Origin of the sequence: Klebsiella sp. ZJOU C1 (genome assembly GCF_035620215.1) — a bacterium.
Taxonomy (GTDB): domain Bacteria; phylum Pseudomonadota; class Gammaproteobacteria; order Enterobacterales; family Enterobacteriaceae; genus Klebsiella; species Klebsiella variicola.
The window spans coordinates 3,160,688-3,187,673 of sequence record NZ_CP141644.1; the positions used below are offsets into that span (position 1 = coordinate 3,160,688).

Here is a 26,986-nt window from a genome sequence, read left to right on the forward strand (position 1 = left end):
TATGTCCACCTACGCTTATCGCCAGGCCGCCGGGATCCGCCAGGCGCTGCTCGACCGTCGTGAACTGGCGCTAATCGACGTCCGTGAAGAGGCCGATTTCGCCACCGCTCATCCGCTGTTTGCCGTCAATCTGCCGCTCAGCAAACTGGAGCTGGAGGTCCGCCGGCGGATACCGCGCTTCACCACCCCGCTCACCGTCTACGACAACGGCGAAGGTCTGGCGGAGATCGCCGTCGAACGGCTGCGGGCCTGGGGCTATCAGGATGTGGCCCTGCTGACAGAGGGGCTCGCCGGCTGGCGCCGCAGCGGCGGCGAGCTGTTTCAGGATGTCAACTCCGCCAGCAAAGCCTTTGGTGAACTGGTGGAAAGCGTGCGTCACACGCCGTCGCTCAGCGCCCAGGAGGTTCAGGCGCTCATCGACAGCCGGCAGGAGGTGGTGATCGTCGACGCCCGGCGCTTCGATGAGTACCAGACCATGAGCATCCCCGGCAGCATCAGCGTGCCCGGCGGCGAGCTGGCCCTGCGGGTGGAGAGCCTGACGCCCTCCCCGCAGACGCCGGTTATCGTCAACTGCGCCGGACGCACCCGCAGCATCATCGGCACCCAGTCGCTGATCAACGCCGGCGTGCCAAACCCGGTCCATGCCCTGCGCAATGGCACTATCGGCTGGACGCTGGCCGGCCAGACGCTGGCGCACCAGCAGCAGCGGCAATACGATCCCTCCGCCCGCGCCTCCGGCGTCCGGGCCGCTGAGGTGGCGCATCTTGCCGAACGGGCCGGGGTGGCGGTCATCGATGAGGCCACGCTGCAACGCTGGCTGCAGCAGAGCGACCGCACTACCTTCCTGTTTGATGTCCGCAGCCCCGAGGAGTACGCGGCGGGTCACTATCCCGGCAGCCTGAGCGCGCCAGGCGGCCAGCTGGTGCAGGAGACCGATCACTTCGCCAGCGTACGAGGGGCGCGAATTGTGCTGCTGGATGACGATGGCATCCGGGCGGCGATAACCGGCTCGTGGCTGGCGCAGATGGGCTGGGAGACGGCGCGGCTGAGCGCGCTGTCGGCCAGCCAGTTGAGCGAACGCGGGGTGCCGGCCGCCGAGGTGCCGCCCGGCCCGCAGGCGGAGGAGATAAGCCCGGCGCAGCTGGCGCAACAGCTGGACGAACCCGGTACGGTGGTGCTCGATTTCACCACCAGCGCCAACTTTGTCGCTCGCCATATCCCCGGCGCGTGGTGGCTGACGCGCTCGCAGCTGCGCCAGGCCCTGGATGTGATCCCTCCCGCACAGCGATACGTGGTGACCTGCGGCAGCAGTCTGCTGGCCCGCTACGCGGTGCCGGAGGTGGCGGCCTTGACCGGTAAACCGGTGCAGCTGCTTACCGGCGGGACGCTGGCGTGGATCGCCGCCGGTCTGCCGCTGGCGCATGGCGATAGCGGCCTCGCCGTCGAGCGCCGTGACCGCTATCGTCGTCCGTACGAAGGAACCGATAATTCCGCCGAGGCCATGCAGGCCTATCTGGAGTGGGAGTATGGCCTGGTGGATCAGCTGGCCCGCGACGGCACCCACGGTTTTCGGGTGCTCTAGCGCGAGCGCGCCTCAGGCCTCGCGCAGGATCCACGAATACTGAAAGCTCTTCGGCGCCGGAAAATGGGTCCGGCGTCGGTAGGAGCCCAGCGACTGCGGGGTGCAGTAGGTGCAACTCCCCAGCCATTCAACGCTCGCCGGCGACACTCCCGCCTCTGCGAAGATCGCTTCGGCAAAGGCGCGCAGATCAAACCACAGATTATCGCTGCCGCGTGCGGCGGCTTTGAGCGCATCGCTGACCGGGCCCGAACGGGAATGAAACAGCCGCTGGCGATGGCGGGCCACCCGATCACCGCCGGGCTGGTCCAGCAGTTGCTGATAAAATCCGGCGGAGACTTCGTAACAGCAAGGGTGAATATGCGGCCCCACGGCGATGACCAGATCGGCCAATGCCACCCCCTGCTGGCGAAAACAGGCCAGACTGTTGTCGACAATGCCGCTGACCAGCCCCTGCCAGCCGGCATGCACGCTGCAGACGAAGCGACCGTCGCGCGAGGCGATCAGCATCGGCAGACAGTCGGCGGTCACCACCCCCACCTTTTGCCCGGCTACCGCGGTAAACACCGCGTCGGCGTGCGGGCGCGTCGGCAGCGGCTGCTGATAATGATGAACCTCATTACCATGCACCAGCTTCACCGGAGCCAGCTCGGCATAGGGAAAGGCGGCGGTTTCGTGGACATCGAGAAAAGCGTGGCGGATGCCAGGGATAGCATTGAGCAAACGGGAGGTGTAAGCCATAGGGACGATAAGCGTCAGGGAATGATGTCTTACCATAGGCCAGGTGACGCGGACAGGCAAGGCGGCGGCCCGGCATTTTTTTGCCAGACCGCCGGATGCGTTTCAGACCATGGCCGCGCGCTGCTGGCGATGCATCAGCCAGAACACCGCCACGCCGGCCAGCACAATGCCGGGCGCCGAGGCCGCCATCACCCCGACGGTGCCGGTGCCGAGGGCCAGCATCTTGCCGGCCAGCAGCGGGCCGCTCATCGCCCCGAGACGGCCCACCGCCACGGCGGTGCCGACCCCGGTGGCGCGGATCGCTGCGGGGTAAAAAAGCGGCGCCAGGGCATAGAGTACGCTCTGGCCGCCGGTGGCGAACAGCCCGGCGACAAACCCCGCCAGCAGCATTCCGTTTAGCGACGACGCGCTGCCCAGCGCCAGCAGGGAAGCCAGAATCCCGCTGTAGATCAGGAGCGACATCCGCAGCGGGGTGAGCTTATCCATTAGCGCTCCCAGCAGCAGCGTGCCGCAGGCGGCGCCGATCTGCAGAGAGAACATCACCCCCGCCGCCTGGCTGGCGCGGAATCCCTGGCCCACCAGCAGCATCGGGAGCCAGTTGATCAGCATATAGACCACCAGCAGGGTGAAAAAATAACCCAGCCACAACAGCAGGGTGGCGGCGGCATGCCCTGGGGCAAACAGGGTGCGCAGCGGCACGCTGGCCTCCGCGCGCTGAAACGCCTGCGACTCCGGTAGCCAGCGCATCAGCAGCGGGATCAGCAGTAACGGGACCACGCCGCCAATCCAGAAAATAGTCTGCCAGGCCACGGCGAGACCGGAAAAGCCCAGCGCTGCCGCCAGCGCGGCGCCAATGGGTACGCCGCAGTACATCAGGCTTACCGCCCGGCCGCGGAAGCGTGAGCCAGCGGCTTCCGAGGTTAAGGCGATCAGGTTCGGCAATGCCGCCCCGAGCCCGACGCCGGTGAGCAGGCGCGCCAGCAGCAGCGTCGGGAAGCTCCATGCCACCGCAGTGGCCAGCGAGAACAGGCCAAACAGCAGCACCGACCCCAGCAGAATGCGCTTGCGCCCGTGGCGGTCCGCCAGCATGCCGCCCACCAGCGCGCCGGGCAGCAGGCCGAGGATCCCGGCGCTGAAGATCCAGCCCATCTGCATTTTATCCAGCGCAAAGGCCTGCGCCATGCCGACGGCGGCGATCCCCGCCGCCTGCAGATCCAGCCCTTCCATCAGGGCCACCATAAAACAGAGCCCGATGGTAACCACCAGGCGCGAGGGGTTTGCAGTCGTTATCTTGGTCATAGGGTACCTTGGCGATAGCCGAACAAACGGAGCAGGTGACTGGCGGCTGATGCTTTGTCAGCCGCACGTTTTTCGTTATTTATTGCGGTTAAGCAGATCCAGTGCGACGTCGACGATCATATCTTCCTGGCCGCCGACCATCCGCCGCTTGCCCAGCTCGACGAGAATATCCACCGCGCTGAGGCCATAGCGCTCGGCCGCCGCTTCGCTGTGGCGCAGGAAGCTGGAGTAGACCCCGGCGTAGCCCAGCGCCAGCGTTTCGCGGTCGACACGCACCGGGCGGTCCTGCAACGGCCGCACCAGCTCATCGGCCGCGTTCATCAGGGCGTAGAGTTCGGTGCCATGCTGCCAGCCGAGCTTGTCGGCGGCGGCAATAAATACCTCCAGCGGCGCATTGCCCGCCCCCGCCCCCATCCCGGCCAGGCTGGCGTCAATGCGATCGCACCCCTCTTCCACCGCGACGATCGAGTTCGCCACCCCGAGGCTCAGGTTATGGTGGGCATGCATCCCGGTGGCGGTCTCCGGCTTCAGCACCGCCTTCAGGGCACGGAAACGGTCGCGAATGTCGTTCATGTTCATCGCCCCGCCGGAATCCACCACATAGATACAGGTCGCGCCATAAGATTCCATCTTCAGCGCCTGCTGCGCCAGTGCCTGCGGGGAGATCATATGGCTCATCATCAGAAAACCGACGGTGTCCATTCCCAGCTCGCGGGCAAAGGCAATATGTTGCGCCGCGACGTCCGCTTCGCTGCAGTGGGTGGCGACCCGCACCACCCGCGCTCCGGCCTGATACGCCGCTTTCAGATCGTGCAGCGTGCCGATGCCCGGCAGCAGCAAGGTGGCGATTTTCGCCTGGCTGACCGCCTCCGCCGCCGCTTCAATCCACGCGATGTCGCTGTGAGCGCCAAAGCCGTAGTTGAAGCTGGATCCCTGCAGGCCATCGCCATGGGCCACTTCGATGGAGTCGACCCCAGCCTTATCCAGCGCGCCGGCGATCTGCTGCACCTGCGCCAGGGAATACTGGTGACGAATGGCGTGCATGCCATCGCGCAGCGTCACGTCCGAGATATAAAGTTTTTTACCGTTCATGCTGTCGCTCCCGCCGCGCTGTGCATTGCCCCGGCCATTTGCTCCGCCGTCGCCAGCGCCGCCGAGGTCATAATATCGAGGTTGCCCGCGTACGCTGGCAGATAGTGCGCCGCCCCTTCCACTTCGAGGTAAACTGCGGTTTTCAGGCCGGAAAAACAGCCGACGCCGGGCAGGTTGACCGGCTTATCCTCGGGGATAACCTCAAACTGCACCTGCTGCTTCAGCCGGTAGCCTGGGACGTAAGCCTGCACTGCCGCCGCCATTTCGGCGATCGAGGCGGCAATCGCCTCCTGCGACGCCAGCTCACTCAGGACGTAGACGGTATCGCGCATCATCAGCGGCGGCTCCGCCGGGTTCAGTACAATAATCGCTTTGCCCTTGCCCGCGCCGCCGACTTTTTCAATCGCCTGCGAGGTGGTTTCGGTAAATTCGTCAATATTGGCCCGCGTGCCCGGTCCGGCGGATTGGCTGGCGATCGAGGCCACGATCTCCGCGTAATGCACCTTCGCCACTCGCGAGACCGCGGCGACCATTGGGATGGTCGCCTGCCCGCCGCAGGTCACCATATTGACGTTGCCCTGATGGAGATTGGCCGCGAGGTTGACCACCGGTACGCAGTACGGGCCAATCGCCGCCGGCGTCAGGTCGATGACGCGGATCCCCGGCTTCGCTTCGCGCAGCGCGGCATCGTTTTTGATGTGCGCCCCGGCGCTGGTGGCGTCAAAAACAAAATCGATGTCGGCAAATTCCGCCATCTGCATCAGGCCGCCCACCCCTTCGTGGGTGGTCGCGACGCCCATGCGCCGGGCGCGGGCCAGGCCATCCGACTGCGGGTCGATGCCGACCATCACCGCCATCTCCAGATGCTGGCCGTGGCGCAGGATTTTAATCATTAAATCGGTGCCGATATTCCCGGAGCCGATAATGGCGACTTTACGTTTACGCATCACGATGTCCTTCTCCGGCGGCGACGAAGCGTGCCGCAACTGAGCCAATACCTTCGATATGGGCGACAAAGCTGTCCCCCTCGTTAATCGCCACCATCGGGCCTAACGCCCCGGTCAGCACGATATCCCCCGCCCGCAGCGGTTCGCCGAGACTCGCCAGCTTGCGCGCCAGCCAGACTGCGGCGTTCAGCGGATGCCCCAGGCACTCGCTGCCGCGGCCGCTGGAGACCAGCTCCTGGTTGCGGGTCATGTGCATGGCGCACTGCTTCAGATCCAGTCCTGCCGGGCGCTGCGCCGGGCCGCCAATGACGTACAGGCCACAGGAGGCGTTATCGGCGACGGTGTCGACAAAGCCGATTGACCAGTCGCGAATGCGGCTGCCCACCACCTCCAGCGCCGGCAGCACCCATTCGATGGCGTTATACAGTTCATCAAAAGTGGTATCGGCATGCGGCAGATCCTGCTTCAGCACCAGGGCGATCTCGGCCTCCACTTTGGGCTGCAGCACGCGACCAAACGGTACCTCGGCGTTGTCGCCGTAGCACATGTCGGCAAACAGAGTGCCGAAATCCGGCTGGTTGACCCCCAGCTGCTGCTGCACTTTGGGATGGGTCAGGCCCACCTTGCGGCCCACTACCCGCCGGCCATGGGCCACGTGGTGCTGGACGTTCAGACGCTGGATGGCATAGGCGGCGTCGGCATTGTCGACGCCGAGGATATCACGCAGCGGGGCGATCGCCTGGCCGGTCTGTTCCGCGTCGCGCAGCTGCCGGGCCAGCGCGTCAAGAGAAAAAGTCATCATTTACTCCTTAAGCCCGTGCGAGGAAATTGAGCACCAGCTGATTAAAACTGTCGGCATGTTCCCACTGCGCCCAGTGGCCGCAGTCGCGGTAAATATGCAGTTCCGAACCGGCGATCCCGGCGAGCAGGCGCAACCCGGCATCCATCGGCACGAAGCGGTCATTGCGTCCCCAGACGATCAGGGTTGGCGCGGTGATTTCGCCCAGCCGCGGGCCAAAGTCAGGAAACTGCTTCGGGTTGGCTTCGAGGCTTTTGACGAAGTTGTCCAGATGGTCGCGGCGCGACAGCATATTGTTGAGACGCGCCTCGAACAGCGCCTCGGTGAGGTCGCGGGTGTCGAAGACGAAGATGCTCATCATCTTTTTGAGGTTTTCAATGGTCGGCTCGCGGTACAGGGCATTCAGCAGCTTGATGCCCTCCGTCGGCATCGGCGTGAACAGGCTCATGCCGCCGGTCCCCCCACCCATTAGCACCAGCTTCGCCACCCGCTCCGGCCAGCTCAGGGTGAAGGCCACCGCGCTATGGCCGCCCATCGAGTTGCCCAGCAGATGGACTTTATCGATCCCCAGCTGATCGACCACGCTTTTCAGAATGCGGGCGTTGAGGTCCGAACGTGAGCCGCTGTTGACGATAGCATCGCTTTTGCCCCACCCCGGACAGTCGAGGAGCAGCACGCGATAGCCCGCCTCGACCAGCGGGTCAATGTTACGGCTGAAGTTGGCCCAGCCGGTGGCCCCCGGCCCGGAGCCGTGCAGCATGACCACGGTCTCTTTCCCGTCGCCGCAGTCATTGATATGGATGCGCAGCGTGCGGCCCTCCTCGTCGACATTGAGGAATCGGCTGGTGGCGGCTTCGGTTTGCGGTTGATAGCTCATGTTAGTCTCCCGGTTAATCAAATCTCGGTGGTGGCGCTCAGCGAGCCGAACCCGGCGATCCACTCGGGGATCGGCCGGTAATAGCGGCCCTCACTGCGCCAGCGGCCAAAAGCGGATAGCGCGGCAAAAGCGGCCACCCAGGTCTTAATTTCGTGCGTCGATTTCCCGGCCATCGCCGACAGCTCGTCGTTGCCGATCGCATCCAGCTCCGCCAGCCGCCCCTGCTCCAGCAGGCTCATAAAGCGGTTGTCCCAGACCGGGTTGAGGGGATGGAGCGAGTGCGGGTCTTCGGTAAACCGTCTGGCGGCGTTGATCACCCGCTGCTGGCGCCGTTCGCGTTCGTCCGGCGGCAGCTGTTTTCCGCCGCCGAGCAGGCGATCGCGGAGATGGGCGTCGGCCTTCGCCAGCTCCGGCACCGGCGGCTGGTGCGAGAGTCCGCCCGAGCCGAGGATCAGCACCCGCTTATTGAGGGTATTGAGAAAGCGGCCCATCGCCTCGCCCAGCAGCCGGGTACGTTGAAAACCCGGCAGCGGCGCGGCGACGCCGTTAATAAACACCGGCAGCACCGGCACACGGTCCAGGCCACCCAGCAGAAACTCCAGCGGCTGGGCGAAGCCATGGTCCACCTGCATGTTGTACGACACCGCCAGGTCGATACCGCTGTTGATGACCGCGTGGGCGCAGGCTTCCGCCAGCTCGGTCGGCACCGGCAGGTCGCCGGCGGCGCTGGCGAAGTCGCCAATGGCGGTGGCGCCGACGCCGAGGCAGAACGGCGGCATCACGTCATAGAAAAAACCGTTGTAGTGATCGGGAGCGAAGAGCACCACCAGCTCGGGCTCGAAAGCGGCGATCCGCCGCCGGGCGTCAGCAATCACCCCGTTCACTTCATCAAGGACCGCCTGCTCCGGGTCCACGAATCCCACCAACGGAGTGTGGGAGAGACAGTGCAAATAGGCATCCATATCAGGCCACCTTCTCTTCAGTGCGGGCGGTATCCCCGGTTGCGAGGGTCATTTTTTCCGCCAGGGCGGTCAGCTGTGCGCCGAGGGTCTGCGGGATGGCGAGAGCGGCGACAAAGCGGTCCGGTCTGACCACGGCAATGGCGGTGTTATGCTGAGCAAACCAGCTCTTCAGGCGATTTTGCGTATCGCCTACCCGCAGCGTGCCGGGGGCGTTATCCTGCTCGCGATGGATCTGCACCTCCGGCACCACCTGGATAAAGCGCACGCCAATCGCGCGCCAGCGGGCGATCTGCCCGGCTTCGAGCCCCCACTGCGGGTTGCAGCCCCAGCCGATAATGGCGAAATTCGCGCCGATAACCTCGTCGAGCAGCACGCTCTCGCCGCTCTCCAGCGTCACCTGCGGTTGAATAAACATTTTGCCCACCGGCGAGGTTTTGCCGGCGCCGTCGGTCAGCAGCGCCCCCTCGCGGTACTGCGGCATCGGCTTAAAGCGCATTTCGAGGAAGTAGCGCTTCACCGGCGGCAGGTAGTTCAGCAGCCAGGAGAGACCGTCGCGCACGGCCCCCTGCCAGCGCTTCGGCGGCGCCAGCACGTTGCCGGCGGTGACCGACAGATCAATCATCGCTTTCGCGTGGTCGCGGCGCTCCTGCTGGTAGCTGTCGAGCAGCGCCTCTCCCGCTTTACCGTTGACCACCAGCGCCAGCTTCCACGCCAGGTTGAAGGCGTCGCGCATGCCGCTGTTGTATCCCTGCCCCTGCCAGACCGGCATGATGTGCGCCGCGTCGCCGGCCAGCAGCACCCGGTCAATGCGAAAGCGCTCGGCAAGGCGGGCATTATGGGTGTAGACCCGCTGGCGGATCAGCTCGACGCGGTCCGGGTCCGGCAGCACTTTGCTCAGCAGACGACGCATATTGTGCGGCTCGCTGAGCTGGGCTTCGGTTTCTCCGGGCATCACCATAAATTCAAAGCGGCGCACGCCATGGGGCAGCGCGGCGGAAACGTAGGGTCGCACCGGGTCGCAGCACAGGTAAACGTGCGGGGTGGCCAGCGGGTCGTTAGCGATATCGATGACGATCCACTGATTCGGCGCGGTCTTACCTTCGAAGGGGATGTTCAGCGTACGACGAATAAAGCTGGCGCCGCCGTCGCAGGCCACCAGCCAGTCCGCGCGCACCGTCTCCCGCTCGCCGTCCGGTCCTTTAAGATTTAACGTGACACCGTCACCGTTCTGGCTAAAGGCTTCTACTTCGCGGGAGAAGAGGCAGCGGACCTGCGGGAAACGCTGCAGGCCGTTATACATCACCGCATCGACCTGCGGCTGAATGAAGGCGTTGCGCCGCGACCAGCCAAACTCATCGGTCATCGGCTGGATATCGGCAAAGCAGCGCCCCTTCGGGGTCAGAAAGCGCATGGCGTGCCACGGCGTGGTGTGCGGCAGCACGTCATTCACCAGCCCTACCGCCTGCATCGCCCGCAGGGATTCATCGTCAATGCCGATGGCCCGCGGGTAATCGATCAGTGTGTCGAGCTTTTCCACCAGCAGCACGCTGATGCCCATCTGGCCAAGGTAGTTGGCCATCATCAGGCCAACCGGACCGGCGCCGGCGATGGCGACCTGAGCGGTATGCTGCACGGCGGGTTGAATATCGGGTGTAGATGTTGTCATTTTCAGCGACCTCACGACTCGGAAACTGCCCGGCTGACAGGCAATTTGTTAATCATGTGTAAACGTATTTTTATAATGGGCTGAGTATAGGGCGGGGGTTTTCGGCTACAATCAAAACATCGCCGAATGTGCACCAGGTGCACAACGCTGTTTATAAAGCATTTTAAGGAAGGATTTATGCGTGACGATGGGTCCACTGAGTACAAAACGGTGCGTGGGTTAAGCCGGGGTTTATTGTTATTAAAATTGTTAAATAAATTCGACGGCGGCGCGACGCCGGGCCTGCTGGCGGAGTTTAGCGGCCTGCATCGCACCACCGTGCGCCGGCTGCTGGAGACGCTGCAGGAGGAGGGTTTTGTCCGCCGCAGCCGCTCCGACGACAGCTTCCGTTTGACCATTAACGTCCGCCAGCTGAGCGATGGATTTCGTGACGAACATTGGATTTCTGCCCTCGCCACACCGCTGCTCGGCGAGCTGCTGCGCGAGGTACAGTGGCCCACGGATATCACCACCCTCGACGTCGACGCCATGGTGGTGCGCGAGACTACCCACCGCTTCAGCCGACTGTCGTTTCACCGCGCGATGGTCGGACGGCGGCTGCCGCTGTTGCTCACCGCCTCCGGGCTGACGTGGCTGGCCTTTGCCCCCGACGCGGAACGCGACGCCATCGTCAGCATGCTGGCCGCCCGTCCGGAAGCTGAGTATCAGCTGGCCCGCGAACCGGAACGGCTGGCGGCGATCCTCGCCCGCACCCGCCAGAACGGCTACGGTGAAAACTTCCGCGGCTGGCGGCAGGAGGAGAAAATCGCCTCCATCGCCGTGCCGGTCTGCAGCCAGCAGCGGGTTATCGGCTGCCTGAATCTGGTCTATATCGCCAGCGCGATGACCATTGAGCAGGCGGCGCAGAAGCATCTTTCCGCCCTGCAGAGGGTGGCGAGTCAGATAGAGGCCCGCATGGAAGAGGAAGAAGTGTGGTACGAAATGCCTTAATCGTGATGAGGGTAAATGCGATCACCCATTGCGCCCAGCCTCGTTATATACTTTAATACATAACGAATTTTTCACGCCATTCGGGCCACACCATGTCAAAACACCCCTTACTGCTGGGCCTGACGCTGCTCAGCGCCAGCCTGTTCACCGGCCAGGCCTTCGCCGACCGCACCGTCACCGACCAGCTGGGTCGCCAGGTCACGCTCCCCGACCACATCACCCGCGTCGTGGTTCTGCAACATCAGACGCTCAACCTGCTGGTGCAACTGCATGCCGCAGAGGATATAGTCGGCGTCTTAAGCAGCTGGCAGAAACAGCTCGGGCCGCAGTTCGCCCGCTTTATGCCTGAGATCGGGCAACTGGCGACCCCGGGCGATCTCACCCAGGTCAATATTGAAAGCCTGCTGGCGCTGCGTCCGCAGGTGGTTTTTGTCGCCAACTATGCGCCGCCGGCGATGATCGCGCAGATCCAACAGGCCGGGATCCCGGTGGTGGCCATCTCGCTGCGCCAGGACGCCGCCGGGGAAAAAAATAAAATGAACCCCACCATGGCTGACGAAGAGCAGGCCTATAACGCCGGGCTGGTGGAGGGGATCCGCCTTATCGGCGAGGTCGTCGAGCGCCAGCCCGAGGCCGAGGCGCTGATTCACTACACCTTTGCGGCGCGCAAAAAAGCCAATGCGCCGGTGGCCGATATTCCCCAGAACCAGCGGGTGCGGGTGTATATGGCCAACCCCGATCTGAATACCTACGGCGCCGGTAAATACACCGGGCTGATGATGGCGCACGCCGGGGCGCTGAACGTGGCGGCCGCCAGCGTAAAAGGCGCCCGTCAGGTGTCGCTGGAGCAGGTACTGGAGTGGAACCCGCAGGTGATCTTCGTCCAGGACCGTTATCCGCAGGTGGTCAAACAGATAGAGAACGATCCGCAGTGGCAGGCGATCGATGCGGTGAAACACCACCGCGTGTGGCTGATGCCGGAGTACGCCAAAGCCTGGGGTTACCCGATGCCGGAGGCCCTGGCGCTGGGCGAGCTATGGATGGCGAAAAAACTCTATCCTTCGCGCTACCAGAGCATCGATGTGGACAGTAAAGCCAGGGATTACTATCAGCGTTTTTACCGCGTGGCGTGGACGCCAGATGCGCGCTAACCACCATCCCTGGCGGTTGCAGGGTAGCCTGGCGCTGGCGACGCTGGCGATCGCGGTCGCCTCGCTCTGTTTCGGCCAGTACCCGTTAAGCCTGCGCGCCGTTGGCCACACCCTGGTCCATTTGCCGCCAGGTGAAGGGGTGATCGGGCAGATCGTCTGGTCGGTTCGCCTGCCGCGCGTGGTCATGGCTCTGCTGGCCGGGGGCGCGCTGGGGCTGTGCGGCGCCACCTTGCAGGGCGTGTTCCAGAACCCGCTGGTGGACCCGCACATCATCGGGGTGACCGCCGGCTCCGCCTTCGGCGGCACGCTGGCGATCCTGTTGGGCGTCGGCGGTCTGCTGATGATGGCCTCGACCTTTTTCTTCGGCCTCATCGCGCTGGGGCTGATTTACGCCCTCGCCGCCCTGCAGGGGCGGGACAGCACGCTGGGGCTGATTCTGTCCGGGATCATTCTCAGCGGCTTCTTCGCCGCGCTGGTCAGCCTGATGCAGTACCTCGCCGATAGCGAAGAGACGTTACCGAACATTGTTTTCTGGCTGCTCGGCAGCTTCGCGACCGCCAGCTGGCATAAGGTTCTGCTTATGTCCCTGCCCATGGCGCTAGCCGCCGGGGTGCTGTGGAAGCTGCGCTGGCGTATCAACCTGCTGGCGCTGGAGGAACGCGATGCCCGCAGTCTTGGCGTTCCGGTGGCCGCGCTGCGTCGCGGCGTGCTGGTGTGCTGTGCAGTGCTGGTGGCAGCCCAGGTGGCGGTCAGCGGCAGCATCGCCTGGATGGGGCTGGTGGTCCCGCACCTCGCCCGCCTGCTGGTGGGCGCTGACCATCGTCGCCTGCTGCCCACCGCCTTCTGGCTTGGCGCCGCCCTGATGCTGGTGGTAGACGATCTGGCGCGCACGCTGACCCAGGCGGAAATCCCGATCGGGATCATCACTGCCCTGCTCGGGGCGCCGCTGTTTACCTTTTTACTGGGGCAATCCCGGCGCCGGAGTACCGCCCGATGAACAGCTCATTATCGCTGGAAGCGCTACGCTACGGCCACCGTCAGCCGCTCTTCGCCCCGCTCACGCTGACCTGCCGGCCCGGTGAGATCTGGGCGGTGCTGGGCGCCAATGGCCGGGGAAAAAGTACCCTGCTGGACACCCTGACCGGCGTGTTGCCGCCGCTGGGCGGCCAGGTGCAGTGCGAGGGGGGCGTCGCCCTGGTCCCGCAGTCGTTTCGTCCCGCTTTTCGCTGGCGCGTGAGCGATGTGGTGCTGATGGGCCGCGCCCGTCATGTGGATCTCTTTGCCCAGCCGGGCGAGGAGGATGCCCGGCGGGTTGAGAACGCGCTGGCGCAGCTGGGGATTGCCGCCCTGGCCGGGGATGACTTCGGCGCCCTCTCCGGCGGCCAGCAGCAGCTGGTGCTGATTGCCCGCGCGCTGGTCAGCGCCAGCCAGAATATCCTGCTGGATGAGCCCTGCTCGGCGCTGGACCTCAGTAACCAGCAGGTGGTATTGCAGCTGATCGGCGACCTCGCTTACCGCCAGGCACGCACCGTCCTGTTCACCACCCATGATCCAAACCATGCGCTGCAGGTGGCCAGCCATACGCTGCTGCTTCTGCCGGAGGGCCAGTGGCTGGCAGGCGAGACCGCCGACGTGCTGAGCGAAACGCACCTCCGGCAAGCGTACGGCCTGCCGGTACGTCTGATCTACCATCCAGCGTCCGCGTCCCCTCTGCTGGCGCCGGGGTTTACTCTGCGTCGCTGAACGGCATAAAACCCGCCTGCCGGAGATACCTCTGGCCAACGTCGCCGAGGATAAAGCGATACAGGGCCAGCGCGGCGGGATCCGCCCTGAGACGCGCCAGCTGGTAATCGCAGCGAATATTCCACGGCGCCGGGATGGTCAGGGTACGCAGATCGTCGCAGGCGGCCAGCGCGGGGCCATAGTGCGCGTAGCCGATAAACAGATCCGCCAGATTCTGGCGAATAAGCCACGCGCCGGCTATCTCGCCCGGCGGCACGCTCAGTGAGTCTCTACCGCCGACCCGCGGCTGCGCCCGCCCGGCTATCGCGTTGCCCAACCCAGGATAGTGCGCCTCAATTCGGGCAAACAGTTGCCAGGTATAATCTCCCGACGGATCGCATCCCGGCGTGGAGGTCGCCAGCTGCAGGCGGGGCGTGCTGAGCAGCGCCAGCCAGTCCAGGCCATCGTTGTCCGGCGACCGCCGGGCGGTCAGCATCAGCTGGTTGCCGGCAAATCCCTGGCATTCCTGCGCCAGACCGGCCTGCAGCAGCGCCTGCGGGTGCGCCGCGTTGGCGGACGCAAAAACCGCGCACGGCGCCCCGGCCTCGATCCGCTCGCGCAGCAGGCCGGCAGGGCCAAACTGCGCATCGACCGCCAGGCCAGTGTGCTGCTGAAAGTGCGCCACCAGCGGCAGGAAAGCGCTTCTCAGGCTTCCCGCCGCCAGCAGCGTGAGAGGAGTGGACATCATAGAGAGTCGCTATAAACCGGATAACATAACGCTATATTACCCGGTTTGCCGTCGCGTCAGTAGCGAATTTCCGCCAGCGCGCGCAGCTGCTCGGGGGTGGCTACCGGCAGGTCGAAAAAGCGCAGATAAGCGGGGATCATTTCAAACAACATGTCGGTCCCGCGCTGGATATGGCACTGTCGCGCCTGAGCGGCCCTCAGCAGCGGGGTGTACTCCTGGGTCATCACCACCTCCCCCACCCAGGTGCCTGGCACCAGACGGTCAACGTCCAGCGGCAGCGGATCGCTGGCCTTCATCCCCAGCGGGGTGGCATTGACCACCAGCTCGTGTCCGACAGGATCGTGCTGCATCAGGGTGATATCGAGCAGCGGATAGTGCTGATGCAGCCGTCCGGCGAGGGCGTGCGCCACCTCGGGCCGGGTATCGTACAGGGTCAGGGCGCTGACTCCCGCCGCGGCGAGGGAGGCGGCGATAGCCGACCCCACCCCGCCGCTGCCGACCACCAGCGCCCGCGTCCCCTGCGGATTAAACCCTTTACGACGCAGGCCCAGCACAAAGCCGTCGCCATCGAACATATCCCCGCTCAGGTTACCGTCGGCCTCGCGACGGATGGCGTTGCAGGCGCCGGCGATGGCCGCCGTCGGGCTCAGGCGCTGGACCAGATCGCAGGTGGCGATTTTATGCGGCATCGTCACCAGCGCGCCGATGATGTTGGTCATCGTAAACAGCGGCGGAATAAACGCGGCGTAGTCCTCCGGCCTGACCCCCATCGGCACCACCTTCACGTCCACCTGCTGGTCGACGAACCACGGGTTATAGATCATCGGCGCCTTAAAACTGGCGGTCGGATAGCCAAGGTGCGCTATCAGCCGCGTATTTCCACTAATCACCATGCCTTGCTCCTTTGCTTACTGCGATAACTCGATACGTTTGACGTCGCCGAGGATAAACAGATAGGCCACCACGCCCAGCAGCGCGGCGCCGCCGATGTAGATCAACGCGTAGAAGAAATTGCCGAACCCGGCAACGATAAAGCCGATCACCAGCGGGGTGAGGATCCCCGCGAGGTTGGCGCAGAAGTTAAACAGGCCGCCGGTCAGGCCGCCTAGCCCCTTCGGGGCAATATCGGAGATCAGCGTCCAGCCAAGCCCCACCATTCCCTGACCAAAAAAGGCAAACGACATCACCAGGATCACCGCCAGGTCGCTCTGCAGCCAGTTGGCGGTGATAATGCAGCTGGCCATCAGCAGACCGGCGACGATCGGCAGCTTACGGCCAAGGTTGGCCGACCCGGTGGCCTTGAGCAGTTTGTCGGAGATCCAGCCGCCAAACATCACCCCGCCCGCGGCGGCGACAAACGGCAGGATGGAGAAGAAGCCCACCTTCAGCCAGGGCATATGCCGCTCGGTGGCCAGCCAGGTCGGGAACCAGGTGAGAAAGAACACCAGCACGGTATTGCCGGCAAACTGGCCGATGCTGGCGCCGATGATCTGCCGTTTGCTCAGCAGTTGGCGGACCAGCGGCCAGCTGAATGCCACCTGCTGGTCCGTCGGGGCGCTCAGGCCGCCGCCGTTTTCGATATGCTCGCGCTCCTGCTGGCTGAGGCGCGGATCTTCATGCGGTTCGCGGTAGCAGCGCCACCACACCAGGGCAAACAGAATACCGACCGCGCCGACGCTAACGAACAGCACCCGCCAGCCAAAGCCGTCCATGATCCAGAACAGCAGCGGCGCAAAGCAGGCCAGCCCGAGGTATTCCCCTACCGTGTACACCGCTGTGGCTTTCGCCCGCTCATGCTGCGGGAACCAGGCGCTGACCACCCGGCTGTTGACCGGAAAGCACGGCGCTTCGCTAATGCCGAGTCCGAAGCGGAACAGCAACAGTGTTTTCAGCCCCACCGCCATGCCGTGGAACAGGGTAAACAGCGACCATAGGGTCAGCGACAGAAAATAGGTCACTTTGTTGCCAAAGCGGTCAAGGAACAGCCCGCCGGGGATCTGCGCCAGGGCATAGGTCCAGGCGAAGGCGGAAAAAAGGATACCCATGATCGCCGGGTCGATCCCCAGCTCACCGGTGAGCTTTGGGGCGGCGATCCCCAGCACGGTGCGATCGAGGTAGTTGATCATGGTACCAATGGCCAACAGCGCAAGGATGCCGATGCGCCGCCGGGAGCGGCGCACGGTGACGGCAGGCTGGGCGGCAGCCGTCGGGTTAGGGCTATATGAGCTCATAGTCAGTTCCTGTCTCGGGTACAGAGGATGTTGTTATTGTGTTTAAAGCATAATGAACCATTTGATTCGGGCTAACAATACTGCATCGCCGCCAGACGGACGGCGGCATTCGCCGCGCCATAGAGCGCGTAACCGGCCCGTCGTTCGGTTAACTCAAAGAAAAAGCGCCCGGCGGTAAAGGGGCGGGTATAAAGATGCAGGAAGGCCCCGCCCTGCGGATCGCGGTCGTAGAGGAGCTGCCGCCGCTGCAGTTGCCCAACGTCCAGCTCGCCGCCGAAGCGCGCCAGCAGATCGTCATAATAATTGGCCGGGATCGGCAGCGCATGGCGGGCAACGTCGGCAAGCTGGTCGCAGGTGGCCGGCAGATCGCGGCAGGCAAAGGCCGCATGCTGCAGCCCTGCCCCCTGGTAGCAGGCGACCGAGCGGGCAATCTGCGTCGCCCGGCTCTGCGAAATATTCAGCGCCAGACGGATATCGCCCTGCGGGCTGCGCACCGCCAGACTGCGCACCAGTCCATACGGGTCCGGCAGCGTCTGCTCATGCTCAAGGGTAAAACCAAACACCGTGCGGAAGAACATCACCCAGTTGTCGCGGCTGTCGGCCTCCATCCCCAGCGCCAGATGGTCGATACCGAGATAATCCTCGCGCACCGTCAGTCCGTCGCGCAGATGAAAATCGCGCTCATAGATCCCTTCCCCGGCCTCGATGAGATAGATAAGGCTACCGTCCGGGGCGCAGATCGCCGGGATCGGCGTTTCGTTCGGCCCGGCATCGCCCTGCCAGGTGGCATACCCCAGCGCCCGGGCGCGGGCCACAATCGGCGCACTGCGATCGACCCGCAGCGCCATGGCGCACAGCGATACGCCGTGGCGTTGATAGAAATGATCGGCCCAGCTGTGGGGCTGATGGTTGATGACGATCCGCGCCCCGCCGTTGCGCCACAGCGTCACCTGTTTGGAGCGGTGGCTTCCCTCGTGCTGAAAACCCAGCGCCTGCAGATGCTGCCCCAGGCGCTGCGCCTCGGCGGCGCTGGCGGCAAACTCGATAAACTCCAGCCCGTGATAGACCGGCAGCGGCGGCGGTGAAAACAGATCGGCATCGCACGTCGGGAGCCGACGGCGGGTTTGCTCCTCCAGCCACAGCAGCGAACGATAACCATCTTTGGCCGTCGCGCCGTTCGGCGAGGCGCGAAAACCGTCATTAAAGATCTCCAGCGACCAGGGGCCGCGATAGCCGCAGCGGGTGACCTGCTCGGCAAACGGCTCCAGCGGCAGCTCGCCCTGCCCGGGGAAGCAGCGGAAATGGCGACTCCATTCCAGGAGATCCATTTTCATGTACGGCGCATCGGCGAGCTGAACAAAGGTGATTTTCTCCACCGGCACCGACGGTAGCGCGTCCAGCGTGTCGCCGCGAGCCAGAATATGGAAGCTGTCGAGCACCAGGCCCAGCGCCGGGCTGTCCACCCGCCGTACCCGCTCCCAGGCCTGCTGCCAGCGGTTCACATGGGTTCCCCAGGCCAGCGCCTCATAGCCGATGGTGATCCCCTCTTCTTCCGCCAGCGTGGCCAGCGCCCGCAGATCCGCGACCTGCAATTCGCTATCCGCCGAGCAGTCCGGCTGCACATTGCTGCACAGCAGCAGCGTGTCGCAGCCCAGCTCGTGCATCAGGGCAAACTTGCGCCGAGCGCGGGCTATATTCGCCGCAAACTGCGCCCGGCTGGCGCCTTCAAAATCGCGAAAGGGTTGAAAAAGCGTGATTTTTAACCCTAAATCGGCGGCAAGCTGGCGGATTTCCGCCGGCGTCCCCGTATAATAGAGCAGATCGTTCTCGAAAATTTCCACACCCTGATAGCCCGCCGCCGCAATAGCGTGCAGCTTCTCAGGCAGGGTGCCGGAAATCGAAACGGTGGCGATAGAGCGCAGCATAAGGTCCTCGGGTCAACAACTGACGTGAGCCTTGAATATGTATCATTTGGTTCATTTGCGCCATACTAGGTTGCTAAATTGTGATCATTATGTGTATTTTTTGTCACCCAAGAAAAAGGAGTTGCCATGACCGTCGTTGCTCATGATGAAGCACAATCCCTGAAGGCGCGGATTTTCAGCGCCGCTATCGCTGTTTTTGCTGAACACGGGCTGTCAGGCGCCCGCATGGAGCAGATCGCCACCGAGGCGCAGACCACCAAGCGCATGGTGGTTTACTACTTCAAAAGCAAAGAGCAGCTCTATCAGGAGGTGCTGCAGTATGTGTATGCGCGGATCCGCGAAACCGAGCAGCAGCTGGGGCTGGAGAATGTGCCACCGGTGGAGGCGCTGGTGCGGCTGGTGCGCTGGAGCGTGCGTTATCACGCCACCCACGCGGACTATATGCGGGTGATTTGCATGGAGAATATGCAGCGCGGCAAGTGGTTACAAACCTCGGGTGAACTGAAACCGCTGAATCGTACCGCCCTGTCGATTCTGGAAGACATTTTACAGCGCGGCCAGCAGCAAGGTGTCTTTCAGGCGGGGCTCGAAGCACGCGATGTGCACCGGTTAATCAGCAGCTTCAGCTTTTATCAGGTGTCGAACTTCTACACCTTCAGCAGCCTGTACCTTGACGATCCGTTGCCCGCCATCGACGACGAAGCGATGGTGGCCCACCACTGTGACATTGCCGTCCGGGCGGTGATCCGCTTCGTGATTTCCTGACCCGCCGGCGAAAGACGTTAATGCCCGGAAAGGGCGTGAATGACTTTCTCCATGGCCTCCACGGTGAGCGCCGAACGCTGAATTTTGGCGTTCGCCAGCGAGGTGCGCAGTACGCCGGCAATGACAATGTGTTTCGGCTCCTGGCCCAGGTCTCGCATTTCCAGCACCACTTTACCCACCACGCGGCACATTTCCTGGTACAGCTCGTCGTCTTTGGCTTTATTTCCCATCTGGTTTTGCTCGCACTTTATTATTATCAATCAATTCATTATTGATAGATTTTTTCCGCAACGCAAATTATCCCCGGCGGAATAGGCCAATGGCGCGTTTTACTGGTTCATCACGCGAGAAAAAGCGCCTTCCGCTGCCCCTTTGCCTGCCCGGTGATGAAAAAATGTGTTGCGTACTTTTATGCATAACGTGCCGGTTTTGTTACGCGTTTTGTCCATAATTTGAAACGAGGTTTTTATTTTCCTTTTTGATTTCGGCAGCGTATAATGCGCTTCGATTCTTTCTTGAATGGTTTCAGCGCATTGGACTGCATGATAAAACGCATAACACCTTGCCACATTTCATGGGCTGAACCGCCAGCACACATTCTTCTGCACGCTCCGGGGTTGTCACCTATCCTTAGGGCGTGGCTTAGCAACTTTCGTAATACAGGTTTGGCTCCCCGGCAGTGCGCCCGCGGAGCGAGAATTCCATATCCTTCACAACTTAAAGACTAAAACTGTCATGAAAAAGACCAAAATTGTTTGCACCATCGGTCCGAAAACCGAATCTGAAGAGATGCTGACCAAAATGCTGGAAGCCGGCATGAACGTGATGCGTCTGAACTTCTCCCACGGTGACTATGCGGAACACGGTCAGCGCATCCAGAACCTGCGCAATGTGATGAGCAAAACCGGTAAGAAAGCCGCTATTCTGCTGGACACCAAAGGCCCGGAAATTCGTACCATCAAGCTGGAAGGCGGCAACGACGTCTCATTGAAAGCAGGCCAGACCTTCACCTTCACCACCGATAAATCCGTCGTCGGCAACAACGAAATCGTTGCAGTGACCTACGAAGGCTTCACGTCTGACCTCACCGTCGGCAACACCGTTCTGGTGGACGATGGCCTGATCGGCATGGAAGTGACGGCTATCGAAGGTAACAAAGTTATCTGTAAAGTGCTGAACAACGGCGACCTTGGCGAGAACAAAGGCGTAAACCTGCCGGGCGTCTCCATCGCCCTGCCGGCGCTGGCTGAGAAAGACAAACAGGATCTGATCTTCGGTTGCGAGCAGGGCGTGGACTTTGTCGCGGCCTCCTTCATCCGTAAACGTTCCGACGTCGTCGAGATCCGTGAGCACCTGAAAGCCCACGGCGGCGAAAACATCCAGATCATCTCCAAAATCGAAAACCAGGAAGGCCTGAACAACTTCGACGAAATCCTCGAAGCTTCTGACGGCATCATGGTTGCTCGTGGCGACATGGGCGTTGAGATCCCGGTTGAAGAAGTTATCTTCGCCCAGAAAATGATCATCGAAAAATGTATCCGCGCGCGCAAAGTGGTTATCACCGCGACTCAGATGCTGGACTCCATGATCAAGAACCCGCGTCCGACCCGCGCTGAAGCCGGCGACGTGGCCAACGCCATCCTCGACGGTACCGATGCAGTGATGCTGTCCGGCGAATCCGCGAAAGGTAAATACCCGCTGGAAGCCGTCACCATCATGGCCACCATCTGCGAACGTACTGACCGCGTGATGACCAGCCGTCTGGACTTCAATAACGACAATCGTAAACTGCGCATCACCGAAGCGGTGTGCCGCGGCGCGGTAGAAACCGCTGAGAAACTGGAAGCGCCGCTGATCGTTGTCGCCACCCAGGGCGGTAAATCCGCACGCGCTGTGCGTAAATACTTCCCGGACGCCACCATCCTGGCCCTGACCACCAACGAAACCACCGCTCGCCAGCTGGTGCTGAGCAAAGGCGTTGTGCCGCAGCTGGTGGAAGAGATCGCCTCTACCGATGACTTCTATCATCTGGGCAAAGATCTGGCGCTAAAAAGCGGGCTCGCGCGTAAAGGCGACGTGGTGGTGATGGTTTCCGGCGCATTAGTGCCGAGCGGTACCACTAATACGGCTTCCGTACACGTGCTGTAATAATTTACAGGTTAATTGGTTTTTTTTAATAAAGCGCCTCTCGGGGCGCTTTTTTTTATTCATTGATTAGCTCTTCCTATTAAAAATGCAAATCGGAATTTACTATTTAATAAGAGATTATCTAAGATGAATCCGATGGAAGCGCGCTGTTTTCACTCGCCTTTTTCAGCGATTTTGTCCAATTCGATGCTTCTTTGAGCGAACGATCAAAAATAAGTGCGTTCAGGTAAAAAAAATATTCTCATCCCAAAAAACTTTGTGTAATACTTGTAACGCTACATGGAGATTAACTCAATCTAGAGGGTATTAATAATGAATCGTACTAAACTGGTACTGGGCGCGGTAATCCTGGGTTCTACTCTGCTGGCTGGTTGCTCCAGCAATGCTAAAATCGATCAGCTGTCTTCTGACGTTCAGACTCTGAACGCTAAAGTTGACCAGCTGAGCAACGACGTGAACGCAATCCGTTCCGACGTTCAGGCTGCTAAAGACGACGCAGCTCGCGCTAACCAGCGTCTGGACAACCAGGCTCACTCTTACCGTAAGTAAGAGTTCTGGTAATAAAAATGGCGCACTCTGTGCGCCATTTTTTTTGCCCTCAGCATGAGGGCTACTGGGTAAGCAGGCTGTTGTCTGACGGCGTGTTCTGCGCCGACAGCGTAGCTGGCGCACTCCCCGTCCCCGTGGACACCACCACCGGATATCCCGCCCTTCTCGACATCGCTTTTTTCAGCTGTGCATCATCGACCGCTTTATCCTCTGCGAAGGCGTGAAACGCCGCAGGCAGCGTGTAGGCGATGGTCCGGGTGTTTTCCCCTTCCGTCTGCGAAAGCGGCCTGTGGACCTCGACATAGCGTTTACCATCCGGTTCGACGGCAAACTTCACCGGCTGATTGATAATCCGTACCGGCGTCCCGGTTTTCACCTGGTTGAACAGCGCTTTGATGTCATCGGCGTTCATTCGCATACAGCCTGAGCTGACGCGTAAACCGACGCTGTCCGGCGCGTTGGTGCCATGAATCAGATATTCGCCGTTGCCATAGGCCAGACGCAGCGCGTAGCGCCCCAGCGGATTGTACGGCCCGGCCGGGACCACCGCTGGTAACGTCACCCCTTTCTCCAGCGAACGCGCCCGAATGCCCGCGGTGGGCGTCCAGGTCGGGTTGGGGATCTTCTGCCCGATGCGGGTGGTCATCTCAGGCGTTTCCAGCCCTAACTGGCCGATACCCAGCGGATAGACCTGCACCTGATTCTCTCCCGGCGGGAAGTAATACAGCCGCAGTTCCGCAAGGTTGACGACAATCCCCTCTCGCGGTACGTCGGGGAGCAGCATCTGGGAGGGGATCAGGACCTGAGTACCAGGCTTCGGCTGCACCGGCGCGATGGTATCGTTGGCTTCGAGGATCAGCATCGCCGCGGTATCGAAATGGCGGGCGATCGCCTGCAGGTTGCGGTCTCCCTCCTGTACGGTCCAGTACTGGTTCTGGCCAATCAGCCGGCTGTTGGCGGGAGGAAGCGGGTAGTCGACGGCCCAGGCGGCCGAGGAGACGCCAAGCGCGCTGAGAAGGGCTAAGGTGATCATCGTTTTGCGTTTCATACTGAGATTCCTTCTTTCGCTGATAAAACGCCAGGAGACTGAACGGCGGCAGGAGCAGAACCCCTACCGGACGTAACAGAATGAAATCTACCTGTTTATTCTAGCTAATATTTGCGGCTTTCGCGCGGATCGCACGGATCATGGCTTCAAGCCCTTGCGAGCGGGAAGGCGTCAGGTGTTGGGTGAGCGCCATTTTTTCAAACCACGGGCGCACATCGAACTCGATGATATCCTGGGCGGTCATCCGATCATAAAGGATAAACACCACCGCAATCAGCCCTTTGACGATCGCCGCATCGCTGTCACCGCGCAGGGTGATAACGCCGGAGGGGTCCTGCGCCATCACAATCCACACCTGGCTTTGGCAGCCCTGAATAATGTTCTGCACGCTATGTTCTTCCGGGCTTAGCGGCGCCAGCCGCTGGCCCAGCTCAATGATATAGAGATACTTCTCTTCCCAGTTGGCGCAACGGCTAAAATTGCGCAACAGTTTGTCTTTGTCTGGTAGTGCCGCCATCGTCACGTCCTTTACCCTAATAATTTGTGGATCCGCTGCAGGCCGGCCACCAGGCGGTCCACCTCTTCCGTGGTATTGTACATCGCCAGCGAGGCCCGACACATAGCCGGTACCTGATACCGGGCCATCAGCGGCATGGCGCAGTGGTGCCCGGTTCGCACCGCGATACCGTAGTTGTCGAGGAAGCTGCCGACGTCATAGGCGTGATGCTGGCCGAGGTTAAAAGCGATCACCCCTTTGCGCTGCGCCGGCCCGTAGAGGATCAGATCCGGCACGGCGCGCAGAGCCTCCAGCGCATAGCGCATCAGGGTCTGCTCGTACTCCGCGATCTGCGTCAGCCCCAGTTGGCTGACGTAGGTCAGCGCCGCGCCGAGGCCAATGATCCCCCCGGTATTCGGCGTACCGGCCTCAAAGCGCCACGGCGCCCGGTTCCAGGTGGTGCCTTCCGTCAGGCTGACGGTGGCGATCATCGACCCGCCGCCTTCCCATGGCGCCATCGCCTGCAGTAGCTCGGAACGGCCATAGAGCACGCCGATCCCGGTCGGGCCATACAGCTTGTGTCCGGAGAAAACGTAGAAATCGCACCCCAGCGCCTGCACATCTACCGGGTGGTGCATCACCGCCTGAGCGCCATCCACCAGCACTTTCGCGCCATGCTGATGCGCAAGGGCAATCAGCGCCGCCAGCGGGTTTTCCGTCCCCAGCACGTTGGAGACCTCGGTTATCGCCAGCAGGCGGGTGCGCGGGTCAAACAGTCCCGGGACAACATCCAGTTGCAGGGTGCCGTCCGGGTTCAGGGGGATCACCCGCAGCTCAGCCCCGACGCGGGCGCACAGCATCTGCCACGGCACAATGTTGGCGTGGTGCTCCATTTCGCTGATGATGATGTTATCCCCGGCGCCGACGTTGGCGTTTCCCCAGCTGTTGGCCACCAGGTTGATACCCTCGGTGGTGCCGCGGACGAACACCACTTCCTCCGCCGACCCGGCGTTAAGGAAGGTGGCCGCCTGCTGACGCACGGCTTCCATCCGCGCGGTGGCTTCCGCGCTGAGGGTATGGATGCCGCGGTGCACCGCCGCGTAGCCGTGGCGATAGAATTCCGCTTCGGCGCCGATCACCGCCTCCGGCTTCTGGGCACTGGCGGCGCTGTCGAGATAGGCCAGTGGCTGACCGTTGACCTCCCGGTTCAGTACCGGAAAATCGGCGCGAACCCGTTCTACTGAAAATGTCATACTGTGCCTCCCGGCAAACGCTGTCCAATCCGCGCCAGCACCTGCTCTCTGAGCGCATCGCTGCGGATAGCCTCGGTGAGCTCGGCGGCGAAGGCGTAGAGGATCATCTGCTGCGCCGCCTGCTGTTCGATACCGCGCGAGCGCAGATAGAACAGCTGTTCTTCATCAATGCGCCCGACGGTCGCCCCGTGGCTGCATTTCACGTCATCGGCGTAAATCTCCAGCTGCGGTTTGGTGTCGACCTCCGCCAGCCGCCCAAGCAGCAGATTGTTATTGGTCATCTGGCCGTCGGTTTTCAGCGCGTGCGGCGCGACGTTGATCAGCCCGTTAAACACCGCCCGGCCCTTATCGCTGACGATGGTTTTGTGCAGCTGGCGGCTGTTGCAGTAGCCAACCTGATGGTCGAGCCAGGTGCGGCTGTCGCAGACCTCATTTTTCACCGGCATCGCCAGCGAATTGAGGCGCAGGTTGCTGTTTTCACCGCCCAGGCGGGTGCTGGTGTGATGACGCAGCACCTGGCCGCCGAGCAGGAAACTGCTGCTGAAGGCCGAGGCGTCGCGGCCCAGCAGCAGGTCGTTATGGGCGAAGTGGTAGCTGAGCGCGTTCTCAAACGCCAGCTTGATATGCTGGAGGTGCGCGTTATCGGCCACCGTCATGGTCAGTCGCCCGCCGGTGAAGTGCGGCTGCTCATTGAGGCTCAGGTAATGTTCGACCACAGTCGCCTCCGCCCCGCTTTCCAGCGCCAGGTGATGGCGATAATGGGCGGTATTCAGCGCATCGCCGGCCAGACCGCGGGTGATATGCATCAGCAGCAGCGGCTTATCCAGGCGGCGGTTGCGCGGTACGCGAAGGCGGGTCACCGTCTGCGCCAGGCTTTCGGTCAGATGGAGAAACACCTCCGGATGCAAAGCATCCGGCAGATGCTGGCGTTGGTTATCGACGCTGACCTCCACGCCGCTGGCGGCGAGATCGTCGCTCAGCTCAGGATGATAGCGGCCATCGATAAACACCAGCCGCCAGGCGTCCAGCGGCAGCGCCAGCGCATCTCGCTGTTCAGCGCTGAGCGATGCCCCCTCGTCGGCGACAAAGTGACCGTTGAGTAGCGCGTCCAGCGGGGTGTATTTCCAGTCCTCGTGCTTGCGTGTCGGCAGCCCCAGGCGCAGCAGCTGCTGCAGATGCTGGGTGGCCTCCGCCGTACGCTGGCCGCCCTGCGCTTCAAACAGGTGGTGCCACTGCTGCAGCGCGTTACTGCTGTTCGGTAAGCCAGCCATAGCCCTGCTCCTCCAGCTGTTTGACGAGGGTGAAATCCCCCGACTTCACAATCCGCCCCTGATACAGAACATGGACGTAGTCCGGCTTGATATAGTCAAGAATGCGCTGATAGTGGGTGACAATGATGAAGGCGCGTTTGCCGTCGCGTAGCGAGTTGACACCTTCCGAGACAATCTTCAGTGCATCAATATCTAGCCCGGAATCTGACTCATCAAGAATGCACAGCTCCGGCTCCAGCACCGCCATTTGCAGAATATCGTTACGCTTTTTCTCACCGCCGGAGAAGCCAACGTTCACCGAGCGGGTCAGCAGATCTGCCGGCATCTGCAGCAGCCTGATTTTCTCTTCCATCAGATCCTGGAAGTCGAAGCGATCCAGCGGCTCCTGGCCGCGATAGTTGCGCACGGCATTCAGCGCGGTCTGCAGGAAGAACTGGTTGCTGACGCCGGGAATTTCCACCGGATACTGGAAGGCCATAAAGATACCTTCTCCGGCGCGATCTTCCGGGGCAAGTTCCAGCAGCTCTTTACCCTTAAATTCGACGCGGCCGCCGGTCACCTCGTAATCCTCACGCCCGGCCAGGGTGGCCGAAAGCGTACTTTTCCCCGAGCCGTTTGGCCCCATAATGGCGTGGACCTCCCCCGGGCGCACCTCAAGGTTCAGCCCGCGCAGGATCGCTTTATCTTCGACGGCGACGTGTAAATCTTGAATACTTAACATCTTTTT

General features: G+C 62.2%; 28 protein-coding genes. 9 read left to right on the forward strand and 19 right to left on the reverse strand.

Translation table 11 applies throughout. The annotated features are described in order from the left end of the window. Position 1 precedes the first annotated feature (1 nt). Positions 2–1,582 carry a rhodanese homology domain-containing protein gene (locus SPE70_RS15195; protein WP_064170330.1) on the forward strand — a complete coding sequence of 527 codons (1,581 nt, stop codon included), beginning with the start codon at positions 2–4 and terminating at the stop codon, positions 1,580–1,582. A 12-nt stretch (positions 1,583–1,594) separates the two neighbouring features. Here SPE70_RS15195 and SPE70_RS15200 read toward each other — a convergent pair whose 3' ends face one another. The 8 genes from SPE70_RS15200 to SPE70_RS15235 form a co-directional block, all read right to left on the reverse strand. Continuing rightward, a complete protein-coding gene (locus SPE70_RS15200; RefSeq protein ID WP_016161281.1) occupies positions 1,595–2,320 on the reverse strand; it encodes a purine nucleoside phosphorylase YfiH/LACC1 family protein in 726 nt (241 codons plus the stop codon). 102 nt (positions 2,321–2,422) lie between these two features. Continuing rightward, entirely contained in the window at positions 2,423–3,619 is a 1,197-nt protein-coding gene (gene mhpT, locus SPE70_RS15205) for a 3-(3-hydroxy-phenyl)propionate transporter MhpT (protein ID WP_064170331.1), read from the reverse strand. Positions 3,620–3,694: 75 nt separating this feature from the next. After that, positions 3,695–4,711: a 4-hydroxy-2-oxovalerate aldolase gene (gene mhpE / locus SPE70_RS15210; protein WP_064170332.1), complete on the reverse strand. Its 1,017-nt coding sequence runs from the start codon at positions 4,709–4,711 to the stop codon at positions 3,695–3,697. After that, positions 4,708–5,658 carry an acetaldehyde dehydrogenase gene (gene mhpF / locus SPE70_RS15215; RefSeq protein ID WP_023297812.1) on the reverse strand — a complete coding sequence of 317 codons (951 nt, stop codon included), beginning with the start codon at positions 5,656–5,658 and terminating at the stop codon, positions 4,708–4,710. The genes mhpE and mhpF overlap by 4 nt, the downstream gene beginning before the upstream one ends. Further along, positions 5,651–6,457, reverse strand: a complete 807-nt coding sequence (gene mhpD, locus SPE70_RS15220; protein WP_012967940.1) for a 2-keto-4-pentenoate hydratase — start codon at positions 6,455–6,457, stop codon at positions 5,651–5,653. Before mhpD ends, mhpF begins: the two co-directional genes overlap by 8 nt. A 10-nt stretch (positions 6,458–6,467) precedes the next feature. Next, the gene (gene mhpC / locus SPE70_RS15225; RefSeq protein WP_023297813.1) at positions 6,468–7,334 is read right to left on the reverse strand and encodes a 2-hydroxy-6-oxonona-2,4-dienedioate hydrolase; all 867 of its coding nucleotides are present in this window, start codon (positions 7,332–7,334) and stop codon (positions 6,468–6,470) included. A 17-nt stretch (positions 7,335–7,351) separates the two neighbouring features. After that, complete coding sequence (gene mhpB / locus SPE70_RS15230; protein ID WP_064170333.1) at positions 7,352–8,296, reverse strand: 2,3-dihydroxyphenylpropionate/2,3-dihydroxicinnamic acid 1,2-dioxygenase; 945 nt, start codon at positions 8,294–8,296, stop codon at positions 7,352–7,354. 1 nt (position 8,297) lies between these two features. Further along, positions 8,298–9,962 (reverse strand): bifunctional 3-(3-hydroxy-phenyl)propionate/3-hydroxycinnamic acid hydroxylase, encoded by a 1,665-nt coding sequence (locus SPE70_RS15235; RefSeq protein WP_064170334.1) that lies wholly within the window; start codon positions 9,960–9,962, stop codon positions 8,298–8,300. A 177-nt stretch (positions 9,963–10,139) separates the two neighbouring features. On the opposite strand from SPE70_RS15235, the gene SPE70_RS15240 reads away from it, so the two are divergent. The 4 genes from SPE70_RS15240 to SPE70_RS15255 all read left to right on the forward strand — a co-directional run bounded on the left by SPE70_RS15240 (position 10,140) and on the right by SPE70_RS15255 (position 13,846). Beyond that, positions 10,140–10,952, forward strand: a complete 813-nt coding sequence (locus tag SPE70_RS15240; RefSeq protein WP_023340341.1) for a DNA-binding transcriptional regulator — start codon at positions 10,140–10,142, stop codon at positions 10,950–10,952. Between the two features lie 92 nt (positions 10,953–11,044). Continuing rightward, positions 11,045–12,103, forward strand: coding sequence for an ABC transporter substrate-binding protein (locus SPE70_RS15245; RefSeq protein WP_032754661.1), 1,059 nt, complete (start codon positions 11,045–11,047; stop codon positions 12,101–12,103). Next, the gene (locus tag SPE70_RS15250; protein WP_064170335.1) at positions 12,093–13,100 is read left to right on the forward strand and encodes a FecCD family ABC transporter permease; all 1,008 of its coding nucleotides are present in this window, start codon (positions 12,093–12,095) and stop codon (positions 13,098–13,100) included. The genes SPE70_RS15245 and SPE70_RS15250 overlap by 11 nt, the downstream gene beginning before the upstream one ends. Continuing rightward, on the forward strand, positions 13,097–13,846 hold the full coding sequence (locus SPE70_RS15255; protein ID WP_047666655.1) for an ABC transporter ATP-binding protein: 750 nt from the start codon (positions 13,097–13,099) through the stop codon (positions 13,844–13,846). Before SPE70_RS15250 ends, SPE70_RS15255 begins: the two co-directional genes overlap by 4 nt. On the opposite strand, the gene SPE70_RS15260 is transcribed toward SPE70_RS15255, so the two are convergent. From SPE70_RS15260 to SPE70_RS15275, 4 genes are all read right to left on the reverse strand, one after another. Next, on the reverse strand, positions 13,830–14,573 hold the full coding sequence (locus SPE70_RS15260; RefSeq protein WP_064170336.1) for a substrate-binding domain-containing protein: 744 nt from the start codon (positions 14,571–14,573) through the stop codon (positions 13,830–13,832). The two genes, SPE70_RS15255 and SPE70_RS15260, sit on opposite strands and share 17 nt — an antisense overlap. Before the next feature lie 56 nt (positions 14,574–14,629). Further along, positions 14,630–15,466 (reverse strand): shikimate dehydrogenase family protein, encoded by an 837-nt coding sequence (locus tag SPE70_RS15265; RefSeq protein ID WP_064170337.1) that lies wholly within the window; start codon positions 15,464–15,466, stop codon positions 14,630–14,632. Positions 15,467–15,481: 15 nt separating this feature from the next. Continuing rightward, positions 15,482–16,804, reverse strand: coding sequence for an MFS transporter (locus SPE70_RS15270; RefSeq protein WP_064170338.1), 1,323 nt, complete (start codon positions 16,802–16,804; stop codon positions 15,482–15,484). A 71-nt stretch (positions 16,805–16,875) separates the two neighbouring features. Next, positions 16,876–18,729, reverse strand: a complete 1,854-nt coding sequence (locus SPE70_RS15275; RefSeq protein ID WP_012967932.1) for a bifunctional sugar phosphate isomerase/epimerase/4-hydroxyphenylpyruvate dioxygenase family protein — start codon at positions 18,727–18,729, stop codon at positions 16,876–16,878. Positions 18,730–18,855: 126 nt separating this feature from the next. On the opposite strand from SPE70_RS15275, the gene SPE70_RS15280 reads away from it, so the two are divergent. Further along, complete coding sequence (locus SPE70_RS15280; RefSeq protein ID WP_008804472.1) at positions 18,856–19,494, forward strand: TetR/AcrR family transcriptional regulator; 639 nt, start codon at positions 18,856–18,858, stop codon at positions 19,492–19,494. A 17-nt stretch (positions 19,495–19,511) separates the two neighbouring features. On the opposite strand, the gene fumD is transcribed toward SPE70_RS15280, so the two are convergent. Together fumD and SPE70_RS15290 are read right to left on the reverse strand one after the other, a co-directional pair. Then, entirely contained in the window at positions 19,512–19,724 is a 213-nt protein-coding gene (fumD, locus tag SPE70_RS15285; protein ID WP_012541399.1) for a fumarate hydratase FumD, read from the reverse strand. 236 nt (positions 19,725–19,960) lie between these two features. Beyond that, positions 19,961–20,092 (reverse strand): hypothetical protein, encoded by a 132-nt coding sequence (locus SPE70_RS15290; RefSeq protein ID WP_004217210.1) that lies wholly within the window; start codon positions 20,090–20,092, stop codon positions 19,961–19,963. Between SPE70_RS15290 and SPE70_RS26440 the strand changes: the two genes are divergently transcribed. The 3 genes from SPE70_RS26440 (at position 20,037) to SPE70_RS15300 (ending at position 22,191) form a co-directional block, all read left to right on the forward strand. Continuing rightward, a complete protein-coding gene (locus tag SPE70_RS26440) occupies positions 20,037–20,222 on the forward strand; it encodes a protein YnhH (protein WP_418268519.1) in 186 nt (61 codons plus the stop codon). The genes SPE70_RS15290 and SPE70_RS26440 overlap by 56 nt on opposite strands. A gap of 7 nt (positions 20,223–20,229) precedes the next feature. Further along, complete coding sequence (gene pykF, locus SPE70_RS15295) at positions 20,230–21,642, forward strand: pyruvate kinase PykF (protein ID WP_012541397.1); 1,413 nt, start codon at positions 20,230–20,232, stop codon at positions 21,640–21,642. A gap of 312 nt (positions 21,643–21,954) precedes the next feature. Next, entirely contained in the window at positions 21,955–22,191 is a 237-nt protein-coding gene (locus SPE70_RS15300; RefSeq protein WP_007374746.1) for a major outer membrane lipoprotein, read from the forward strand. Between the two features lie 61 nt (positions 22,192–22,252). Here SPE70_RS15300 and ldtE read toward each other — a convergent pair whose 3' ends face one another. The 5 genes from ldtE to sufC form a co-directional block, all read right to left on the reverse strand. Further along, positions 22,253–23,239: a L,D-transpeptidase LdtE gene (gene ldtE, locus SPE70_RS15305; protein WP_008804469.1), complete on the reverse strand. Its 987-nt coding sequence runs from the start codon at positions 23,237–23,239 to the stop codon at positions 22,253–22,255. Between the two features lie 100 nt (positions 23,240–23,339). Then, entirely contained in the window at positions 23,340–23,756 is a 417-nt protein-coding gene (gene sufE, locus SPE70_RS15310) for a cysteine desulfuration protein SufE (RefSeq protein WP_008804468.1), read from the reverse strand. An 11-nt stretch (positions 23,757–23,767) separates the two neighbouring features. Further along, complete coding sequence (sufS, locus tag SPE70_RS15315) at positions 23,768–24,988, reverse strand: cysteine desulfurase SufS (RefSeq protein ID WP_008804467.1); 1,221 nt, start codon at positions 24,986–24,988, stop codon at positions 23,768–23,770. Then, positions 24,985–26,259 carry a Fe-S cluster assembly protein SufD gene (gene sufD, locus SPE70_RS15320; protein WP_012541393.1) on the reverse strand — a complete coding sequence of 425 codons (1,275 nt, stop codon included), beginning with the start codon at positions 26,257–26,259 and terminating at the stop codon, positions 24,985–24,987. The genes sufS and sufD overlap by 4 nt, the downstream gene beginning before the upstream one ends. Then, positions 26,234–26,980, reverse strand: coding sequence for a Fe-S cluster assembly ATPase SufC (sufC, locus tag SPE70_RS15325; protein ID WP_064170339.1), 747 nt, complete (start codon positions 26,978–26,980; stop codon positions 26,234–26,236). Before sufC ends, sufD begins: the two co-directional genes overlap by 26 nt. Between the last annotated feature and the right edge of the window lie 6 nt (positions 26,981–26,986).

Coding starts and splice junctions, on each gene's coding strand:
- SPE70_RS15195 (WP_064170330.1), top strand. CDS start 2: ATGTCCACCTACGCTTATCGCCAGGCCGCCGGGATCCGCCAGGCGCTG.
- SPE70_RS15200 (WP_016161281.1), bottom strand. CDS start 2,320: ATGGCTTACACCTCCCGTTTGCTCAATGCTATCCCTGGCATCCGCCAC.
- mhpT (WP_064170331.1), bottom strand. CDS start 3,619: ATGACCAAGATAACGACTGCAAACCCCTCGCGCCTGGTGGTTACCATC.
- mhpE (WP_064170332.1), bottom strand. CDS start 4,711: ATGAACGGTAAAAAACTTTATATCTCGGACGTGACGCTGCGCGATGGC.
- mhpF (WP_023297812.1), bottom strand. CDS start 5,658: ATGCGTAAACGTAAAGTCGCCATTATCGGCTCCGGGAATATCGGCACC.
- mhpD (WP_012967940.1), bottom strand. CDS start 6,457: ATGACTTTTTCTCTTGACGCGCTGGCCCGGCAGCTGCGCGACGCGGAA.
- mhpC (WP_023297813.1), bottom strand. CDS start 7,334: ATGAGCTATCAACCGCAAACCGAAGCCGCCACCAGCCGATTCCTCAAT.
- mhpB (WP_064170333.1), bottom strand. CDS start 8,296: ATGGATGCCTATTTGCACTGTCTCTCCCACACTCCGTTGGTGGGATTC.
- SPE70_RS15235 (WP_064170334.1), bottom strand. CDS start 9,962: ATGACAACATCTACACCCGATATTCAACCCGCCGTGCAGCATACCGCT.
- SPE70_RS15240 (WP_023340341.1), top strand. CDS start 10,140: ATGCGTGACGATGGGTCCACTGAGTACAAAACGGTGCGTGGGTTAAGC.
- SPE70_RS15245 (WP_032754661.1), top strand. CDS start 11,045: ATGTCAAAACACCCCTTACTGCTGGGCCTGACGCTGCTCAGCGCCAGC.
- SPE70_RS15250 (WP_064170335.1), top strand. CDS start 12,093: ATGCGCGCTAACCACCATCCCTGGCGGTTGCAGGGTAGCCTGGCGCTG.
- SPE70_RS15255 (WP_047666655.1), top strand. CDS start 13,097: ATGAACAGCTCATTATCGCTGGAAGCGCTACGCTACGGCCACCGTCAG.
- SPE70_RS15260 (WP_064170336.1), bottom strand. CDS start 14,573: ATGATGTCCACTCCTCTCACGCTGCTGGCGGCGGGAAGCCTGAGAAGC.
- SPE70_RS15265 (WP_064170337.1), bottom strand. CDS start 15,466: ATGGTGATTAGTGGAAATACGCGGCTGATAGCGCACCTTGGCTATCCG.
- SPE70_RS15270 (WP_064170338.1), bottom strand. CDS start 16,804: ATGAGCTCATATAGCCCTAACCCGACGGCTGCCGCCCAGCCTGCCGTC.
- SPE70_RS15275 (WP_012967932.1), bottom strand. CDS start 18,729: ATGCTGCGCTCTATCGCCACCGTTTCGATTTCCGGCACCCTGCCTGAG.
- SPE70_RS15280 (WP_008804472.1), top strand. CDS start 18,856: ATGACCGTCGTTGCTCATGATGAAGCACAATCCCTGAAGGCGCGGATT.
- fumD (WP_012541399.1), bottom strand. CDS start 19,724: ATGGGAAATAAAGCCAAAGACGACGAGCTGTACCAGGAAATGTGCCGC.
- SPE70_RS26440 (WP_418268519.1), top strand. CDS start 20,037: ATGATAAAACGCATAACACCTTGCCACATTTCATGGGCTGAACCGCCA.
- SPE70_RS15290 (WP_004217210.1), bottom strand. CDS start 20,092: ATGTGTGCTGGCGGTTCAGCCCATGAAATGTGGCAAGGTGTTATGCGT.
- pykF (WP_012541397.1), top strand. CDS start 20,230: ATGAAAAAGACCAAAATTGTTTGCACCATCGGTCCGAAAACCGAATCT.
- SPE70_RS15300 (WP_007374746.1), top strand. CDS start 21,955: ATGAATCGTACTAAACTGGTACTGGGCGCGGTAATCCTGGGTTCTACT.
- ldtE (WP_008804469.1), bottom strand. CDS start 23,239: ATGAAACGCAAAACGATGATCACCTTAGCCCTTCTCAGCGCGCTTGGC.
- sufE (WP_008804468.1), bottom strand. CDS start 23,756: ATGGCGGCACTACCAGACAAAGACAAACTGTTGCGCAATTTTAGCCGT.
- sufS (WP_008804467.1), bottom strand. CDS start 24,988: ATGACATTTTCAGTAGAACGGGTTCGCGCCGATTTTCCGGTACTGAAC.
- sufD (WP_012541393.1), bottom strand. CDS start 26,259: ATGGCTGGCTTACCGAACAGCAGTAACGCGCTGCAGCAGTGGCACCAC.
- sufC (WP_064170339.1), bottom strand. CDS start 26,980: ATGTTAAGTATTCAAGATTTACACGTCGCCGTCGAAGATAAAGCGATC.